This is a genomic window from Streptomyces lydicus, from assembly GCF_000717345.1.
Taxonomy (GTDB): Bacteria; Actinomycetota; Actinomycetes; order Streptomycetales; family Streptomycetaceae; genus Streptomyces; species Streptomyces lydicus.
The window spans coordinates 14893-31624 of record NZ_JNZA01000059.1 but is presented as its reverse complement, the minus strand read 5'-3'; the positions used below and the strand labels follow the sequence as shown (position 1 = coordinate 31624).

At 72.0% G+C, this 16732-nt stretch carries 11 protein-coding genes; 7 read left to right on the top strand and 4 right to left on the bottom strand.

Annotated features, from left to right (window positions below):
- Window positions 1-491 precede the first annotated feature (491 nt).
- Complete coding sequence (locus OO62_RS34500) at window positions 492-1532, bottom strand: LacI family DNA-binding transcriptional regulator (protein ID WP_033271655.1); 1041 nt, start codon at window positions 1530-1532, stop codon at window positions 492-494.
- Between the two features lie 140 nt (window positions 1533-1672).
- Here OO62_RS34500 and OO62_RS34495 point away from each other — a divergent pair, with 140 nt between their 5' ends.
- Window positions 1673-2629 (top strand): ROK family protein, encoded by a 957-nt coding sequence (locus OO62_RS34495; protein WP_033271654.1) that lies wholly within the window; start codon window positions 1673-1675, stop codon window positions 2627-2629.
- Window positions 2630-3069: 440 nt separating this feature from the next.
- Window positions 3070-5190 carry a serine/threonine-protein kinase gene (locus tag OO62_RS34490; protein ID WP_033271662.1) on the top strand — a complete coding sequence of 707 codons (2121 nt, stop codon included), beginning with the start codon at window positions 3070-3072 and terminating at the stop codon, window positions 5188-5190.
- Between the two features lie 79 nt (window positions 5191-5269).
- On the opposite strand, the gene OO62_RS34485 is transcribed toward OO62_RS34490, so the two are convergent.
- On the bottom strand, window positions 5270-7339 hold the full coding sequence (locus OO62_RS34485) for an NPCBM/NEW2 domain-containing protein (RefSeq protein ID WP_206738507.1): 2070 nt from the start codon (window positions 7337-7339) through the stop codon (window positions 5270-5272).
- Window positions 7340-7607: 268 nt separating this feature from the next.
- Between OO62_RS34485 and OO62_RS34480 the strand changes: the two genes are divergently transcribed.
- The 4 genes from OO62_RS34480 (at window position 7608) to OO62_RS34465 (ending at window position 12113) form a co-directional block, all read left to right on the top strand.
- Window positions 7608-8864, top strand: coding sequence for an ABC transporter substrate-binding protein (locus tag OO62_RS34480; protein WP_033271653.1), 1257 nt, complete (start codon window positions 7608-7610; stop codon window positions 8862-8864).
- A gap of 72 nt (window positions 8865-8936) precedes the next feature.
- Window positions 8937-9848, top strand: coding sequence for a carbohydrate ABC transporter permease (locus OO62_RS34475; RefSeq protein WP_033271660.1), 912 nt, complete (start codon window positions 8937-8939; stop codon window positions 9846-9848).
- On the top strand, window positions 9845-10732 hold the full coding sequence (locus OO62_RS34470; protein ID WP_033271652.1) for a carbohydrate ABC transporter permease: 888 nt from the start codon (window positions 9845-9847) through the stop codon (window positions 10730-10732). Before OO62_RS34475 ends, OO62_RS34470 begins: the two co-directional genes overlap by 4 nt.
- Before the next feature lie 346 nt (window positions 10733-11078).
- Window positions 11079-12113, top strand: a complete 1035-nt coding sequence (locus OO62_RS34465; protein WP_033271651.1) for an NUDIX hydrolase — start codon at window positions 11079-11081, stop codon at window positions 12111-12113.
- Between the two features lie 377 nt (window positions 12114-12490).
- On the opposite strand, the gene OO62_RS34460 is transcribed toward OO62_RS34465, so the two are convergent.
- Entirely contained in the window at window positions 12491-13849 is a 1359-nt protein-coding gene (locus OO62_RS34460; RefSeq protein ID WP_033271650.1) for a dipeptidase, read from the bottom strand.
- Window positions 13850-14029: 180 nt separating this feature from the next.
- Between OO62_RS34460 and OO62_RS34455 the strand changes: the two genes are divergently transcribed.
- Window positions 14030-15235, top strand: coding sequence for a geranylgeranyl reductase family protein (locus tag OO62_RS34455; RefSeq protein WP_033271649.1), 1206 nt, complete (start codon window positions 14030-14032; stop codon window positions 15233-15235).
- A 1049-nt stretch (window positions 15236-16284) separates the two neighbouring features.
- Here the strand turns inward: OO62_RS34455 and OO62_RS34450 are convergent.
- A complete protein-coding gene (locus tag OO62_RS34450) occupies window positions 16285-16725 on the bottom strand; it encodes a nitroreductase family deazaflavin-dependent oxidoreductase (protein WP_033271648.1) in 441 nt (146 codons plus the stop codon).
- Between the last annotated feature and the right edge of the window lie 7 nt (window positions 16726-16732).

The following is a 16732-nucleotide window of genomic DNA, read 5'->3' as shown; positions in this document are numbered from 1 at the left end:
CCCCCTCCCCCGAAGGGGGAGGAGGGGGAGGGGGCGGGGGAGAGCCGCGTGCGTTCGGACACCCGCACCATCGGCGTGCGGAAGTCGCATGACGGGCGGGGAGGACGGGTCACGCGCGTCCGCAAAGCCCCGGCCCGGGCCCTCGGGAAGTCCGCGCGCCTGGGCACGCCGCCCCCGGGGTACGCCCCGAGGTGCGCCCCGCCGCGGCCCGGAACGGTGGGCGTACGCGGGCGTCGTACACCGTCGCCGCACACAGGCCCGCGGCGTTGTCAGTGGCTCGTGCGAGCATGGCCGTGGGTTGAATCGGGACCACGGCGGGGGGCGCTGATGAGGTCAGGTTGTGGCGGGCTCGCAAGGGAGTTGACGGTGCGCCAGCTGTGGGGTGCGGTACGGCGAGGCGCCCGGCCATCGGCCGTATCGCGCGGGTGGCGCAGGACGTGCGAGTGACGCGGGCGGCGCGGGTTTTCGGGGTGCTGCTCCGTCTCGTGCGCTCAGTCCTCGGTCGGCGGGATTTCGCCCGAGCCGCGGGCGATCAGGCGGGTCGGGATCTCCTCGCGGTGCGGCGGGTCGATGATGCCGTCGAGGCGCCGGAAGAGCAGACCGGCGGCGGTACGGCCCATGCGCGCCGGGTCCTGGGCGACAACGGTGATCGCCGGCCGGACGAGATCGGCCAGTTCGAAGTCGTCGAAGCCGACGAGCGCGACCGGACGCGGGCGTTCACCGAGGACGCGTACGGCGGTGACGGTGACGCGGTTGTTGCCCGCGAAGAGCGCCGTGACGGGCTGCGGCGCGTCCAGCATCGCGGTCGCCGCGGCGCGTACCCGACCGGGGTCGGTGGAGCCCAGCGAGACCCACGCGTCGTCAACGGGCAGACCCGCGGCGGCCATTGCGGTGCGATAGCCGCGCAGCCGCTCCCGTGCGGTGTGGATTCGCGGCTGGTCGCCGATGAAGCCGATCCGCCGGTGGCCGTGCGCGATGAGATGGGCCACCGCGTCCTGGGCGCCGCCGAAGTTGTCGGAGAGCACCGCGTCCGCGTCGATTTGGCCCGCCGGGCGGTCCACGAACACCGTCGCTATCCCGGCCGTGATCTCCGGTTCCAGATACCGGTGGTCGTCGCCGGCCGGGATGATGACCAGGCCGTCCACCCTCCGCGCGCAGAGCGCGAGCACCAACTCCTGTTCGCGGACCGGGTCCTCGGCGCTGGAGCCGTTGATCAGCAGCGCGCCGTGGCTGCGGGCCACCTCTTCGACGGCGCGGTTGAGCGGGCCGTAGAAGGGGTCGGCGAGGTCCTCCAGTACGAGGCCGATGCTGGCCGTACGGCCCTTGCGCAGGATGCGGGCGGAGTCGTTGCGGCGGAAGCCGAGGGCGGTAATGGCCTCCTGTACCCGGCGTTCGGTGTCGGGGGTCACGCCCGGCTCGCCGTTGACCACGCGGGAGACCGTCTTCAGGCCGACCCCGGCGCGCGCCGCCACATCCTTCATGGTGGGGCGGGTGCCATAGCGGCGGGACGTGCCTCGGGCGGTGTCGGTCACGGGTACGGCCCTGTTTCTGTCGGCGTCGAGGTGTGGCGTCGAGCATAGCCTCTAGACAACGTTGTCAATCGGGGGAAGACTGGCGTTCTCACGCCGGGCCGGTACCCCGGCCCCCGGGCCCACCAGGAGATTCCACACCGATGCAGACGGACCTCAGCGCAGCTTTGGACATCGGCGGCACCAAGATCGCCGGCGCTCTGGTGGACGCACACGGCAGACTGCTCGTACGGGCCGCCCGGCCCACGCCCGCCGATCAGGACGGGGCGACGGTGATGCGTGCGGTGGCCGAGGTGGTCCGGGAGCTCGCCGCGGGGCCGGACTGGGCGCGGGTGGCGGCGGTCGGTATCGGCAGCGCGGGCCCGGTGGACGCGCAGGCCGGCACGGTCAGCCCGGTGAACATCCCCGGCTGGCGCGCCTTTCCGCTCGTCGCCGGGGTGCGGGCGCTCGTCGGCGACCGCCCGGTCGTGCTGGTCGGCGACGGGGTGGCGATGACGGCGGCCGAGCACTGGCAGGGGGCCGCCCGCGGCCACGCCAATGCGCTCTGCATGGTGGTCTCCACGGGCGTGGGCGGAGGGCTCGTCCTCAACGGGCGACTGCACCCCGGCCCCACGGGTAACGCCGGGCACATCGGTCACATCAGCGTCGACCTCGACGGAGACCCCTGCCCGTGCGGGGCCCGCGGTTGCGTGGAGCGGATCGCCAGCGGTCCCAACATTGCGCGCCGGGCTCTGGCCAACGGCTGGCTGCCGGGCCCCGACGGGGACGTCAGTGCCGCCGCCGTCGCCGCCTCCGCGCGTGCCGGAGACCCGGTAGCGGTTCGCTCCTTCGAGCGGGCCGCTCAGGCGCTGGCCGCCGGGATCGCCGCCACCGCCACTCTCGTCGAGATCGATATCGCCGTGATCGGTGGGGGAGTTGCGGGCGCGGGAGAGGTGCTCTTCGCCCCGTTGCGTGCGGCTCTGCGGGACTATGCCACGCTCTCGTTCACCGCGGGGCTGACGATCGTACCGGCCCGGATGGGGACGGACGCCGGCGTGGTGGGCGCCGCCGCGGCCGCCGCGCAACAGTCCCGTCTCGATGCCTTCGTGCCCACACCCTGACACCCCCACGAGCCCCCGCGCGCCCCTTAGTCTGTTGCCGACCGCGCGCCTGTTGCCGACCGGGCCGTACGCCTGAGGTGCGACGGCGTACCGGTGCAGCAGCCGCAGGTGCACAGGCAGACATACGGGTATCGAGGGGATCGGCGACGGTGACACCGGGGGAGCGTGAGCAGGGCGGGGCGGACGAGGCCCAGGGTGCGGACAGCGAGAACAGTGCGAACAGCCCGAACAGCGCGCACGGTACGGGCGGTGTGAGCGGAATCGATGCCGCGGGCGGTGCGCCGGGTTCCGGTCCCGCGGGCGCCACCCCGGATGCCGCGGCCGCGAGCGGCGGCACTCCCGACGCCGGCACTCCCGCCCTCGGCACTCCCGACGCCGGCACTCCAGCCGGTCCCGCGGCGGCCGCCGCGAGCGGGCCCCGGCGGGGGCAGGACGCCGATCTGACCGGGCGGGTGCTCGGCGGCCGGTACCGCGTGACGGGCCGGATCGGGCGCGGCGGCATGGGCGTGGTCTGCCGTGCGGTCGACGAGGTGCTGGGCCGTGAGGTCGCCGTCAAGGTGCTGCGCGCCTACACCGATGCCTCCGCCCCGGAACTCGCCGACCTGCGCACCCGTATGCAGCGCGAGGCGCGGGCCGCCGCCCGTATCCGGCACTCCGGCGTGGTCACCGTCCACGACGTCATCGACGAGGACGGCCGGCCGGTCATCGTCATGGAGCTGGTGGACGGACCGTCGCTGGACGACGCCCTCGAGCAGCGCGGTGCCCTCGACCCCCGGGAGACCGCGCGGATCGGCGCCCAGGTCATGGACGCGCTGGACGCCGCCCACCAGGCGGGCGTCCTGCACCGGGACGTGAAGCCGGGCAATGTGCTGCTGGAGGGATGGGGGGACCACCCAGGCCGCCAGGGCCCCGGGGCCGGCCGGGTGGTGCTCACCGACTTCGGCATCGCCAGCATCGAGGCGCCCGGCGACGGCGCGACCACCCACCTCACCCGCAGCGGAGAACTGGTCGGCTCGCTCGACTACTTGCCGCCGGAGCGGGCGCAGGGCCAGGACCCCACCCGGGCCTCCGACATCTGGTCGCTGGGCATGACGCTCTACGCGGCGGTCGAGGGCGGCGGCGCGCCGTTCCGCCGTACGTCGGTCTGGTCGACGCTCACCGCGATCGTCACCGAGGCGCTGCCCGAGCCGCAGCGGGCCGGGCCGCTCACTCCCGTCCTGTACGCCCTGATGGCCAAGAACCCCGCCGACCGGCCGTCCGCGGCGCAGGCCCGAAGCCTGCTTCAGGCGGTCGCCGAGGGCCGCGAGCCCGTCCTGCCGCCCGCGCCCGGTGCGCCGCATCCGCTCACGGCGACGGATGTCCGGGCGGTCGCGCCGCCGCCGTCGCCGCAGGGGGCCGGCCCGCAGGCCGGTGCCGGCGGCGGGGGAGCGGCCGACGCCGGCGCGCCCCCGGCCAGTTGGCTCGGGGGCGCGCCGGGAGGCCGGGTCAGCGGACCGGGAGCGCAGGGCGGCGGCCAGGGGCAGCCCCCGGCAGCGTCCCCCTCCGGCGACCCGGTCCCGCACCCCGGCGCCGCCACGCAGCCCTCGTTTCCCACTCCGCATCACTCGGTTCCCGCGCCACATCCGTCGGCTCCCGGCCCCGTCTCCCCGCCGTCCGCGGGCTTCTCGTACACGGCTCCCGGGGCCGCGTACGACCCGCCCGGTGTGGTGGCCGGTCCGCCCGTCGGTGCCACCGGGGCGCACCCGCCCCCGGGCGGCGGCTCCGCCGATGGGGACACCGCGCGGCTGCCCGCCCGTGGGCGGCGCCGGGTCGCGCTCGCCGTGGCGGCGGTGCTGGCCGTGCTCGCCGTCGGCGGCGGGGTGACCTACGCGCTGGTCGGCGGGGGGCCGAGCAAGACCGTCGCGGACGGCGGCCGCCGGTCGGCGGCGCCCGCGGGGACGCCCGGCGGCCCGGGTGCACCGAGCGCCGACGGCGGCAAGGACGAGGGCAAGGGGCAGGGCGACGGCGAGGAGCGGAAGGCGAAGGGGGGCGGTGCGGGCAAGGCCGGGGGAGCGGGCGCCGGGAAGGACGCCGGGCCGTCCGCCTCGGGCAGCCCGTCGGACGGTGGAACGGCCAAGAACCCCAAGTCCGGTGCCACGGGCGGGAGTTCGGGTGGGCAGAGCGACGGAGGGCAGGGCGGCACGGACGACGGCAGCGGCTCGGGCGGTGCGCACGGCACCTCCGGCGGGTCCGGAGGCGGCGGGACGGGCGGCAGCGGCGGCGATCCGACGCCGGCCCCCTCGTCGTGCGTGTCCGTCGGCGGCGGCAAGACCAACTGCGACGTCTGGCGCACCGCGAACTCCTACACCGCGTCGTTCCAGCAGGCCGGCCATCTGAACATGGGCACCAACTACTTCTACTGCCAGGCGAATCTGGGCCGCCGCGAGACGTACGGGAAGTGGACGAACGTGTGGTGGGCCAAGACCGATGACGACAGCGGCAACGCGGGTGTCTATGTCAGCGTGGTCTATTTGAAGGGTGGGGCGAACGACCAGCCGATCCCGGGGCTGCCGACCTGCTGAGCCGGTGCCGGACAGGCCCGGGAGCCATCGCCCCGCGGGCCCGCCCGGCGCCACAGCTGCTGTCAGCCCAACTCTCGCTTCAGCAGCTGAACTTGGCGTCACCCCAGTCGGCGTGGTCGTAGTCGATCCCGTCCCCGCCGTCGGTCACGACGAGGCGGACGGTCTCGGCTCCGCTGACCGGGGCGCTGACGGCCGTCGCGGCGTCCGTACCGGTGAGCGTGCCGGTCGAGGTGACGAGCCGGCCGTCCGCCCACACCTCGAAGCGGACCGAACCCCGGTCGCCGGCCTCGTCGTCGATCCCGACCCGGGCGCTGAAGGCGGAGCAGCGTCCGCCGGTGTACAAGCTGACCTCGCTGGGCGCGTGCACGCCGAGGCCCTTGGGGAAGCCGGTGCCTCCGATGCTCATCGGCCGGCCGTCACCGGCGTCGCTCTCCCCGACGCTGGAGTTCCGCTCGACCGGGCCCCAGCCGTTGGCGGCGGTCAGCCAGGGCAGGTCGGCGGCGTACGCGGTCCCGGCCGGTGGGGGCACCACGACGTGCGCCGTACCGGGCAGGGTGGCGGTGGCCCGCTCGCCGTTCGGGGCGCGGTAGTCGGCGGTGAGCGGCAGGTCGTAAGCGCCGGGCGCGGTGCCGGCCGGTGCGGTGATCCGCCAGCTGGTGGTGAGCGTCCTGCCGCCGGCCAGGGCACGGGCGGTGGCGGGCGTGGTGGCCTTGTTCTGCCAGCCCTGCGGGGCCTTGAGCGTCACGGTGAGGTCCCTGGCGGGGGTGCCGCCGAGGTTGCGGACGGTGGAGCGCACGGCGGCCGGGGTGCCGGCCTCGACGAGCGGGGCGCGGTCGGTGCCGGTCTCGACGGCCGGCGGGTAACTCGCCCAGCGTTGGTCGGCGGTGACGCGGAAGACGGTGGTGCCGTGGGCGGGGACGGTCGCCGAGATGGTGCCGGCGGTGTGGGTGTCGCGGTGCTGCCACAGGTCGCGCAGACGGTAGCCGGCGGACTGCGGCAGGCCCGCGTCCTGGGCGGTGGTGGTGATCCGCTGCGGCTGGCCGGTCTCGTTGAACAGGGCCACCGCGCGGCCGCCGTCGGCCAGTTGCTTGACCAGCGTCCAGCGGCCGGAGTCGGACTTCAGCACGGTGGCCTGCTTGCCCAGGGCGTCCTGGTCGACTGCGATGACGTCCTTGTTGGACAGGATCTCGAAGGTCTCCGGGGTCGCCTTGCGCAGGTCGGAGCCGATCAGCAGCGGGGCGGACATCATCGCCCAGAGGGAGAAGTGGCTGCGGTATTCGGTGTCGGTCATGCCGCCGTTGCCGACCTCCAGCATGTCCGGGTCGTTCCAGTGCCCGGGTCCGGCGTACGGCGCCAGCGGCAGGTTCTGCTTGGCGATGCCGAGCATGCTCGACCAGGAGTCACTGATGTCGCCGGTGGTCCGCCACAGATGTCCTACGTCCGACGCCCACTCCCAGGGCTTGTTCTCGCCCCATTCGCAGATGCTGTAGACGATGGGCCGGCCGGTGGCCTTCAGCGCGTCCCGCATGGTGCGGTACCGCTGCTTGGCGTCCACGCCCTGGTTATTGCAGTTGTCGTACTTGAGGTAGTCCACGCCCCAGTCGGCGAACTGCTGGGCGTCGGACCGCTCGTGCCCGAGGCCGCCGGGGAATCCGGCCGAGTTGCAGGTCTTGGTGCCGGCGCTGGTGTAGATCCCGAACTTCAGGCCCTTGGCATGGACGTAGTCGGCGACCGCCTTGATGCCGTGCGGGAAGCGTCGGGGGTCCGGGACGAGCTTGCCGTTGCCGTCCCGGGTGGGCAGCGCCCAGCAGTCGTCGAGATTGACGTACTGGTAACCGGCGTCCTTGAGGCCCTTGGCGAGGAAGAGATCGGCGATGCCTTTGACCATCTCCTCGTTGAACTCCGCCCGGCAGTGGGTGGAGTTCCAGTTGTTGAATCCCATCGGGGGCGTCTGTGCGAGCCCGTCGGGGAGCCGGGGCGCGGCGGCGGTACGGCTGGTGTGCGCGGTGCCGATGGTGCCCGGGGTGCGGGGCGCGTCGGCCGCGGCGGGCAGGGCGGTGACCCCTGCCGTACACAGCAGTGCCGCGGACAGCGCTCCGACGATTCTTCGGTGACCTCGCCGGTGGATGGTGCCGATATGCACGCGCATGGTTCGCGTCCTCCAACTTCGGGAGAGGTGGGGTGAGGGCGTGTACCTGTCACTGGCGAGTGTTTACGGTAGGGCTTGTTGGAGTCTGTTGGAAGAGGAGCGGTAACGGTTCGGCCCGCGCCTGCCAAAACACTTGACGCGACCTGCTGTTCGGAGTGAGATCCCACCACTCGCGTTCGGTTCTGTTTGGTTCCATCCCTGAGGAGGGGTCATGGTCCAGTCAACGTTCAGTGGCTCGGAGGCGCACGGGGAAGCGGCAGGACGTCGGATGTCCCGCCGCTCCCTGCTGAGGGGCGCGGCGCTCGGTGCGGGGGCCGTCGCCCTCCCGTCCCTGCTCACCGCCTGCGACAGCGGCCCCAGCGGCGTCACGATGGGTTCCAACGCCTCGGACGCGGTGCCGAAGAAGGCGTTCGCGGCGGCATTCAAGGCGTACGAGAAGAAGTCCAAGAAGACGGTCCGGGTCAACACCGTCCATCACGAGAGCTTCCAGGAGAACATCAACCGCTATCTCCAGGGCTCCCCGGACGATGTCTTCATGTGGTTCGCCGGAAACCGCATGCAGTACTTCGCGCAGAAGGGGTTGCTTTCCGACATCAGCGACCTCTGGCGGAACTTCCACGGATTCTCCGACGCGCTGAAGAAGCAGTCCACCGGCCGGGACGGCAAGCAGTACCTGGTGCCGTACTACTACTATCCGTGGGCCGTCTTCCACCGGAAGAGCGTGTTCCGGGCCAAGGGATACGAGGTCCCCAGGACCTTCGACGAGTACCGGGCACTCGCCAAGCAGATGCAGAAGGACGGGCTGGTGCCGTTCGCCTTCGGCGACAAGGACGGCTGGCCGGCCATGGGCACCTTCGACTATCTCAACATGCGCGCCAACGGCTACGACTTCCACATCGCGCTGATGAGCGGACAGAAAGCCTGGAACAGCCCGCAGGTCAAGCAGGTATTCGACCTGTGGCGCGGGCTGCTGCCGTACCACCAGCAAGGCGCCAACGGGCGGACCTGGCAGGAGGCGGCACAGACCCTCGCGCAGAAGAAGGCCGGGATGACCGTGCTCGGACTGCCGCACCCCGGCCAGCAGTTCAGCGTCGCCGACCGCGCCGATCTGGACTTCTTCCCTTTCCCGGAAATCGACCCGGCGCACGGGCAGGACGCGGTCGAGGCACCGATCGACGGCTTCCTGATGTCGAAGAAGGCGAAGGACAAGGAAGGCGCGCAAGACCTGCTGAAGTTCCTCGCCACCCCGCACGCGGAGGACATCTACCTCGCGTCCGACCCCAACAACATCGCGGTCAACAGCGGCGCCGACACCGCCGCCTACACCCCGCTGCAGAAGAAGGCCGTGCAACTCGTCGCCGGGGCCAAGCAGATATCCCAGTTCATGGACCGCGACACCCGGCCCGATTTCGCCTCGACCGTGATGATCCAGGCGATCCAGCAGTTCCTCAACAAGCCGGACGACATCAACGGCCTGGTCAACGACATCGAACGCCAGAAGAAGCAGATCTTCGCCGCCGGATGAGCGCCACACCACATGACCGGCACACCTGTGCACCGCCGGACCACCGCCGTGACTGACGGGGAGCGAACCGCCGTGCCGAAATCCCCCGCGCGGCGCGCCGGACGACCGGGAGCGCGGCGCTACACCCGCCGCGACCTCGTCCTCCTCGGCGTGCTGCTGGGCATACCGATCCTGCTCGACCTCGCCCTGATCTGGGGCCCGACGCTGGCCTCGGTCGGCCTGTCCTTCACCACCTGGGACGGGGTCGGCGACATCCGATGGGTCGGCCTGAAGAATTACGACGACCTCTTCACCAGCTATCCGCAATTCTGGCCGGCGGTCCGCCACAACCTGCTGTGGCTGGCCTTCCTCGGACTGCTCGCCGCGCCCTTCGGCCTGCTGCTCGCCGTCCTCATCGACCGCGGCGTCCGCTTCAGCCGCTTCTACCAGTCGACGCTCTACATGCCGGTGGTGCTCTCGCTCGCCGTGGTCGGGTTCATCGCCCAGCTGCTCCTCTCCAGGGACCAGGGCGCGCTGAACGCCGTGCTCGGCGGCAAGAATCCCACCGACTGGCTGGGCGACCCCGGGATCAATATCTGGATGGTGTTGCTCGCCGCCTGCTGGCGGCACACCGGTTACGTCATGATTCTCTATCTCGCCGGCCTGAAATCCGTCGATCCCAGCCTCAAAGAGGCCGCCGCCATCGACGGCGCGAGCGAACGGCAGGCTTTCTTCCGGGTGGTGCTGCCCACCCTGCGCCCGGTGAACGTCATCGTCGGCGTCATCACCGTCATCGAATCGCTGCGCGCCTTCGACATCGTCTACGCCGTCAACAAGGGCCGCAACGGCCTGGAACTGCTGTCCGTGCTGGTGACCGACAACATCATCGGGGAGGCCGGCCGGATCGGATTCGGCTCGGCGATTGCGGTGATCCTGCTGCTGGTCTCGCTGGGATTCATCGTGACCTATCTCGTCCAGGAACTGCGAGGGGAAGAGCAGCGATGACCGCACCCGCCGCCCTGAGCGCCCCGCCGGCCCGCCGCCGCGGACGGTTCGGCGTCCACCTCTTTCTCACCGCCGTCTCGCTGGCCTTTCTCGCCCCGCTGCTGCTCGCCGTCTACGCCTCGCTCCGCCCCTACGAAGAGACCGCCGCCCACGGCTACTTCTCCCTCCCGCGCCACCTCTCCTTCGACTACTACAAGCAAGCCTTTGTCGACTCCGGCATGAGCAAGTACTTCCTGAATTCGCTCGTCATCGCTGTCCCCGGCGTTCTGCTCACGCTCTTCCTGGCCTCGTTCGTGGCCTTCGCCGTCTCCCGGCTCCGGATCCGCGGCGGAATCGTCCTGCTGATGGTCTTCACCGCCGGAAACCTGCTGCCCCAGCAGGTGATCGTCACTCCGCTCTACGTTCTCTTCAACAAGATCCCGCTGCCGTACTGGATGTCCGACTCCCTGACGATGTACGACTCCCTCTGGGCCGTCATCGCCGTACAGGTCGCCTTCCAACTCGGCTTCTGCGTCTTCGTACTGGCCAACTTCATGCGTACGCTGCCCCGCGAAATCCTGGAGGCCGCGATCGTCGACGGCGCGGGCGTATGGGCGCAGTACTGGCGCGTCACCCTTCCCCTCTGCCGGCCCGCACTCGCCGCTCTCGGCACCCTGCAATTCACCTGGATGTACAACGACTTCCTCTGGGGGCTGGTGTTCCTCTCCGAAGGCGACAAACTCCCGGTCACCTCGGCACTGAACAATCTGCGCGGGCAATTCTTCACCGACTACAACCTGCTCGCCGCGGGATCCGTCCTCGTCGCACTGCCCACGATCCTGGTCTTTCTGCTCCTGCAACGGCATTTCATCGCCGGACTGACTCTCGGGGCGAGCAAGGGGTGACGGAGCGCGTCCCAATGCCCCCTGGCCCGGCACGATGAGCCGCCGTCATATGCGGATTCCCCCGTGCCGACGCGCTGACCGACACCCGGTATGCGGGTGAGGGTTTCGGTACGGGAGGGGCGGGGGAGCGCTTGTTTGCCGGGGACGTCGCGGCGGGGGACACAAGACATGCCTCCCCCTCGCGAGGCATGTCACGAACGGTGGGCCCAAGGGTGCGCGAAACCGCCCTGGCCGTACCGGTCGTCGAATGCGCAACTACCCGGTGTGCGCGCGGCCCGTGGTCCCGAGCGTTTCCGTGGCAGGGTGTTGCGGGCAACTCACCTGGGTCTAGGGAAGAGGGGAAACCGTGATCGTCTGGCTGAACGGCACGTTCGGTGCGGGCAAGACCACTGCGGCTCAAGAATTGCTCGACCTGCTTCCCGGAAGCACGCTCTACGACCCCGAACTCCTCGGCAGCGGACTGCGGTTGATGCTGCCGGCCAAACGGTTCGAGCAGGTCGACGACTACCAGGACCTGCCCTCCTGGCGGCGGATGGTCGTGGACACCGCAGCGGCACTGCTCACCGAAGTGCCCGGCCCGCTGATCACCCCGATGACGCTGCTGCGCCAGGAGTACCGCGACGAGATCTTCGGCTCCCTCGCCGCCCGCCGCATACCCGTGCGCCATGTCCTGCTGCATGCGGAGGAAACGATCCTTCGGCAGCGTATAGCCCAGCGGGAGCAGCCCCCCGCCGACGCCGCTGCCCACGACCAGGTCCGCCGCTGGAGCCTCGCCCACCTCGAGCCGTACACCGACGCGCTGTCCTGGCTGAAGGGCGACGCGCACGTCGTGGACACCAGTCGCCTCACGCCCCGGCAGACCGCCGAGCGGGTCGCCGAGGCCGTCCGCAGCGGCGCCGGCGCCTGCGAGATCGTGCAGACCCCCGAACCGACCGCCGAGACCCTCGCCGCCGGCGTGCTGCTCTTCGACGACCAGGACCGGGTGCTGCTCGTCGACCCCACCTACAAGGCCGGCTGGGAGTTCCCCGGCGGCATCGTCGAACGCGGAGAGGCCCCCGGCCACGCCGGCGTACGGGAGGTCGCCGAGGAACTGGGCATCGAACTGCCGCGCGCCCCCCGGCTCCTGGTACTCGACTGGGAAGCGCCGCAACCGCCCGGCTACGGCGGCCTCCGCCTCCTCTACGACGGCGGCACCCTGACCGACGACCGGATCAGCAAACTCCTGCTGCCCGACGCGGAATTGCGCGACTGGCGCTTCGTCACCGAGGCCGAGGCGGAACGCATGCTGCCACCGGTCCGCTGGAACCGCCTCCGATGGGCGCTCCGCGCCCGCGAGCGGGGGTGCCCGCTGAACCTGGAGGCGGGGGTTCCTGTGGGGTGAGTTGCGCTTTGCGGTGCCGCCCACGTTGTTGTCCGTCCCGCCGTGGTGGTTTCTCGCCGTTGCGCCTGCGGCGGGCTGGGTTGTTGTGGGTGCGGTGACGGACCTCCGGGGCCTGTTGTGTGGACTGCTTCGCTTTACGTCCACACAACAGGCCCCTCCGGCCCGTCCCCTCCCGTGGGAGGGAAAAGTTAAAGGCCGGTGGGGGCGAACGTTGTTACTGACGCTCGCCCCCACCGGCCTTTTCTCACCCACTACGGGAGGGGCTGGACCGGAGGACGAAGTCTGGAGGGCCGGCACCGCACCCGACACCCACCTAGCCCGCCGCAGGCGCAACGGCGGCAAGCCACCACGGCGGGAAAGCCGAAAACGTGGGAAGCTCAGCCGCGCTCCGCGTAGCGCCGCAGGAACAGCGCCTCCGCCAGCGACAGTCGTTCCAGTTCCTGCGGCGAGACGCTCTCGTTGACCGCGTGGATCTGGGCCTCCGGCTCGCTCAGGCCGATCAGGAGGATCTCCGCGTCCGGGTAGAGGCCGGCCAGGGTGTTGCAGAGCGGGATGGAGCCTCCCATACCGGCCGTCTGCATCTCCTCGCCGTCGTACGCCTCCCGCAGCGCTGACGCCATCGACGCGTACGCCGGGCTGCTGGTGTCCGCGCGGAACGGCTGGCCCTGCCCGACCTGCTCCACCGCGACCCGCGCGCCCCACGGGGCCGCGTTCTCCAGGTGGGCGGCCAGCAGCTTCGTCGCCGCCGCGGCGTCGGTGCCCGGCGGCACCCGCAGGCTCACCAGCGCCCGCGCGCCCGCCTGCACGGACGGCGTGGCGCCGACCACCGGCGGGCAGTCGATGCCCAGCACCGTGACGGCCGGGCGGGCCCAGATCCGGTCGGCGACGGAACCGCTGCCGATCAGCTCGACCCCGTCCAGCACCTTGGCGTCCTTGCGGAAGTCCTCCTCGGGGTACGCGAGGCCCGTCCAGGAGGCGTCCGAGCTGAGCCCGTTCACCGTCGTCGAGCCGTCCTCGGCGCGCAGCGAGTCCAGGATCCGGATCAGCGCCGCCAGCGCGTCCGGGGCCGCCCCGCCGAACTGGCCGGAGTGCAGATTGCCCTCCAGGGTGTCGACCTGGACGCGGACGAGGGTCATCCCGCGCAGCGTCGCGGTCACCGTCGGCAGCCCGACCCGGAAGTTGCCGGCGTCGCCGATGACGATGGCGTCGGCGACCAGCAGCTCCGGGTGCGCCTCGGCGTAGCGCTCCAGGCCGCCGGTGCCCTGCTCCTCCGAACCCTCCACGATCACCTTGACGTTGACCGGCACCCCGCCGTGCTCCTTCAGCGCGCGCAGCGCCGTCAGATGCATGATCAGTCCGCCCTTGCAGTCCGCGGCGCCGCGGCCGTACCAGCGGCCGTCGCGCTCGGTCAGCTCGAACGGCGGGGAGACCCAGGCGGCCTCGTCCAGCGGCGGCTGCACGTCGTAGTGCGCGTACAGCAGTACCGTCGGGGCGCCGGCCGGGCCGGGCAGGAAGCCGTACACGGACTGGGTGCCGTCCGGGGTGTCCAGCAGCGCCACGTCCTGGAAGCCGTCCGCACGAAGGGCGCCGGCGACCCAGCCGGCGGCCGCCTCGCACTCGCTCTTGGGGAACTGGGCCGGGTCGGCCACCGACTTGAAGGCCACCAGCTCGGCCAGCTCGGTCCTGGCGCGGGGCTGAAGCGCGGCGACGGTATCGGCGAGCGGGCTGTCTGACATGGAACGCTCCTTGTGGGCGCGGCGTTGTGCAGTACGGGACCGTCCGGGCCTCGTGAGCCGGACGGGCCGGACGTACGGGCATGAGTGCCCCCGATCTTCCCACAGGCGGTTCGCGGAACAGCGGCCCGTAGGATGCGGGCGGTACGCGCAGCCAGCCATCGAACGGGAGCAGAAGCACAGGTGAGCAGCGAGCGGGCAGCGGAGGACAAGCAGCAGGTGTGGGACGTCGTGGTGGTGGGCGCGGGGCCTGCGGGAGCCTCGGCCGCGCATGCCGCGGCCTGTACGGGACGCCGGGTCCTGCTCCTGGAGAAGGCGGAACTGCCCAGGTACAAAACCTGCGGCGGCGGCATCATCGGCCCCTCGCGGGACGCGCTGCCGCCCGGCTTCGACCTGCCGCTGCGTGACCGGGTGCATGCCGTGACGTTCTCGCTGAACGGCCGGCTGACCCGCACCCGCCGCTCCAGGAACATGCTCTTCGGCCTGATCAACCGCCCGGAGTTCGACGCCCGGCTGGTCGAGTCGGCCAAGGACGCGGGCGCGACGGTCCGTACGGGCGTCTCGGTCTCGCGGGTCGAACAGCACGGCGCCGAGGTGCCGGACCGGCGCACCGTCGCGGTGGTACTGGGCGACGGTGAGGTGGTGCTGGCGCGCGCCGTGGTCGGCGCGGACGGCAGCGCGGGCCGTATAGGAGCACACGTCGGCGTCAAGCTCGACCAGGTCGATCTGGGGCTGGAGGCGGAGATCCCGGTGCCGGAGCCGGTCGCCGAGGACTGGGCGGGCCGGGTGCTCATCGACTGGGGGCCGCTCCCGGGCAGCTACGGCTGGGTCTTCCCCAAGGGTGACACGCTCACCGTCGGCGTGATCTCCGCGCGCGGCGAGGGCGCGGCGACCAAGCGCTACCTCGAGGACTTCATCGGCCGCCTGGGCCTGGCGGGCTTCGAACCGAGCATCTCCTCCGGCCACCTGACGCGCTGCCGCGCCGACGACTCGCCGCTCTCCCGCGGCCGGGTGCTGGTGTGCGGCGACGCGGCCGGGCTGCTGGAGCCGTGGACGCGGGAGGGCATCTCCTTCGCGCTGCGGTCCGGGCGGCTCGCCGGTGAGTGGGCGGTGCGGGTCTCCGAGGCCCATGACGCCGTCGACGCGCGCCGTCAGGCCCTCAACTACGCCTTCGCCATCAAGGCGGGCCTCGGCGTGGAGATGGGCGTCGGCCGCCGCATGCTCAAGGTCTTCTCCCGCCGCCCCGGCATGATGCACGCGGCCATCACCGGCTTCCGCCCGGCCTGGCACGCCTTCGCCAAGATCACCCGCGGCACGACCACGCTCGCCGAACTCGTCCGCACGAACGGCGTCGCCCGCCGGGCCCTGGAGGCCATGGACCGGGCGTGAGAACCCGGCCGGATGGTCGGGAGGGGGCGGATGGCCGGCTGGCTGGCCGGGCCGGGAGCAGGGTTGGGGGCTGGCCCGGTCGGTGGTTTGCGGTGCCGCTTGTACCGGGGGCCCGCCAGTGCGTGGAAGTCCGCCGCGTTTGTGGCGACCCGTGTGGGAAGTGGCGGCGGGCCCGCTGGGTGCGGAAGCTGGTGGGTGCGGGGCGGCCCGGCGGACGCGTGAGCCCGTCCTGTGTGGCCGCCCCGCTGAGTGCGCGGGCCGGTTGGGGCGCATGAGTCTGTCGTCGGTGCGTGGCAGTCGGCCGGGATGTGGGGCCCTCGGTGTCGTGGTGGCCCGCCGGGTAGCTGGCCGGATGTGGCCGCCCCTCGGGGTGTGCGGGCGCGTCGAGATGTGTGAGCTCGTCGTCGGTGCGTGGCACCCCCCGGGGTACGGGCCCTCCTGTGCGTGGCAGGCCGCTGGGGGAGTTGGCCGTTCGGTGGTTTGCAGTCCCGTGGGGGTGCGGGAGCCCGCCGGTACATGTCCCCCGGCCGGGTGGCTGCCTGGGCCGGGGAACAAGGTGGGGGTGCTGTTCTGGTCAGTGGGTTGCGGTGCCGCCGGGGTGCCGGACTCCGCTGGTGTCTGGGGGCCCGCCGGGGGACGGAGTCCGTCGGTCCGGGGTCGCCTCCCGGGGTACGCGGGTTCGTTGCCGGGGATACGTGAGTCCGGCGTCGATACGTGAGTCCGGCGTCGATACGTGGCAGCCCACCGGGGCAGGAGCCCGTCAGTGTGTGGCGGTCCGCTGGGGGAGTTTGCCGATCGGTGGGTCGTAGTCCCGCCAAGGCACGTGAGCTGCCCGGCCGTATGTGACCGTCGTGCTCGCCGGCTGTGCGGGCTTGTCGGGATACGTGCCCCGTCGTCGGTGCGCGGTAGCTCGCCGGGGTGTGGCAGCCGGCCGGGCCGCGGGACCCCATCGAGATGGGCCTGCAGGTGCGCGGCGGTCCGCCGGGGTGCGGGCGCTCGGTAGAGCGTGGGGGCTGGGTGCTCGGGGCCGCGGTGGGCGGCGGGAGTTGTCAGGACTCGGCGATGCGGAAGACGGGGTGGCGAGGGGCCGCGGCGAGGAGTTCGTCGTCGGTGGAGGTGGCGGTGATCTCGCCGAAGTACGCCTTGACCTCCCAGCCCCAGCGTTCGAGGTAGGCCCGCAGCAGCGCGGGGGTCTCCGCCGGCGGCAGTTCGACGGCGGTGAAGGGGCGGGTGCGGCGGCCGACGCGGAGTTCGCCGCCGCCCGCGGCGCGCAGGTTGCGTACCCATTCGGAGTTGCCGCGTGCCGAGACGAGGTAGCGGCCGTCCTGGAACGTCATGGGGTTGACCGGGACGCGTCGCCACTCGCCGCTCTTCCGGCCGCGGACCGCGAGGTCGGCGGAACCGGCGAGGCTGATGCCGCGGCGGGCGAGCCAGCCGATGAGGCCGTTGAGGCGGGCGGCGAACCGACTGGGCTTGAGGTACTGGGACATGGGTGGG

Excerpts from the sequence above, each read along its gene's own strand:
- OO62_RS34495 (WP_033271654.1), top strand. The coding sequence starts at position 1,673 with ATGCAGACGGACCTCAGCGCAGCTTTGGACATCGGCGGCACCAAGATC.
- OO62_RS34485 (WP_206738507.1), bottom strand. The coding sequence starts at position 7,339 with ATGCGCGTGCATATCGGCACCATCCACCGGCGAGGTCACCGAAGAATC.
- OO62_RS34480 (WP_033271653.1), top strand. The coding sequence starts at position 7,608 with ATGTCCCGCCGCTCCCTGCTGAGGGGCGCGGCGCTCGGTGCGGGGGCC.
- OO62_RS34470 (WP_033271652.1), top strand. The coding sequence starts at position 9,845 with ATGACCGCACCCGCCGCCCTGAGCGCCCCGCCGGCCCGCCGCCGCGGA.
- OO62_RS34460 (WP_033271650.1), bottom strand. The coding sequence starts at position 13,849 with ATGTCAGACAGCCCGCTCGCCGATACCGTCGCCGCGCTTCAGCCCCGC.
- OO62_RS34450 (WP_033271648.1), bottom strand. The coding sequence starts at position 16,725 with ATGTCCCAGTACCTCAAGCCCAGTCGGTTCGCCGCCCGCCTCAACGGC.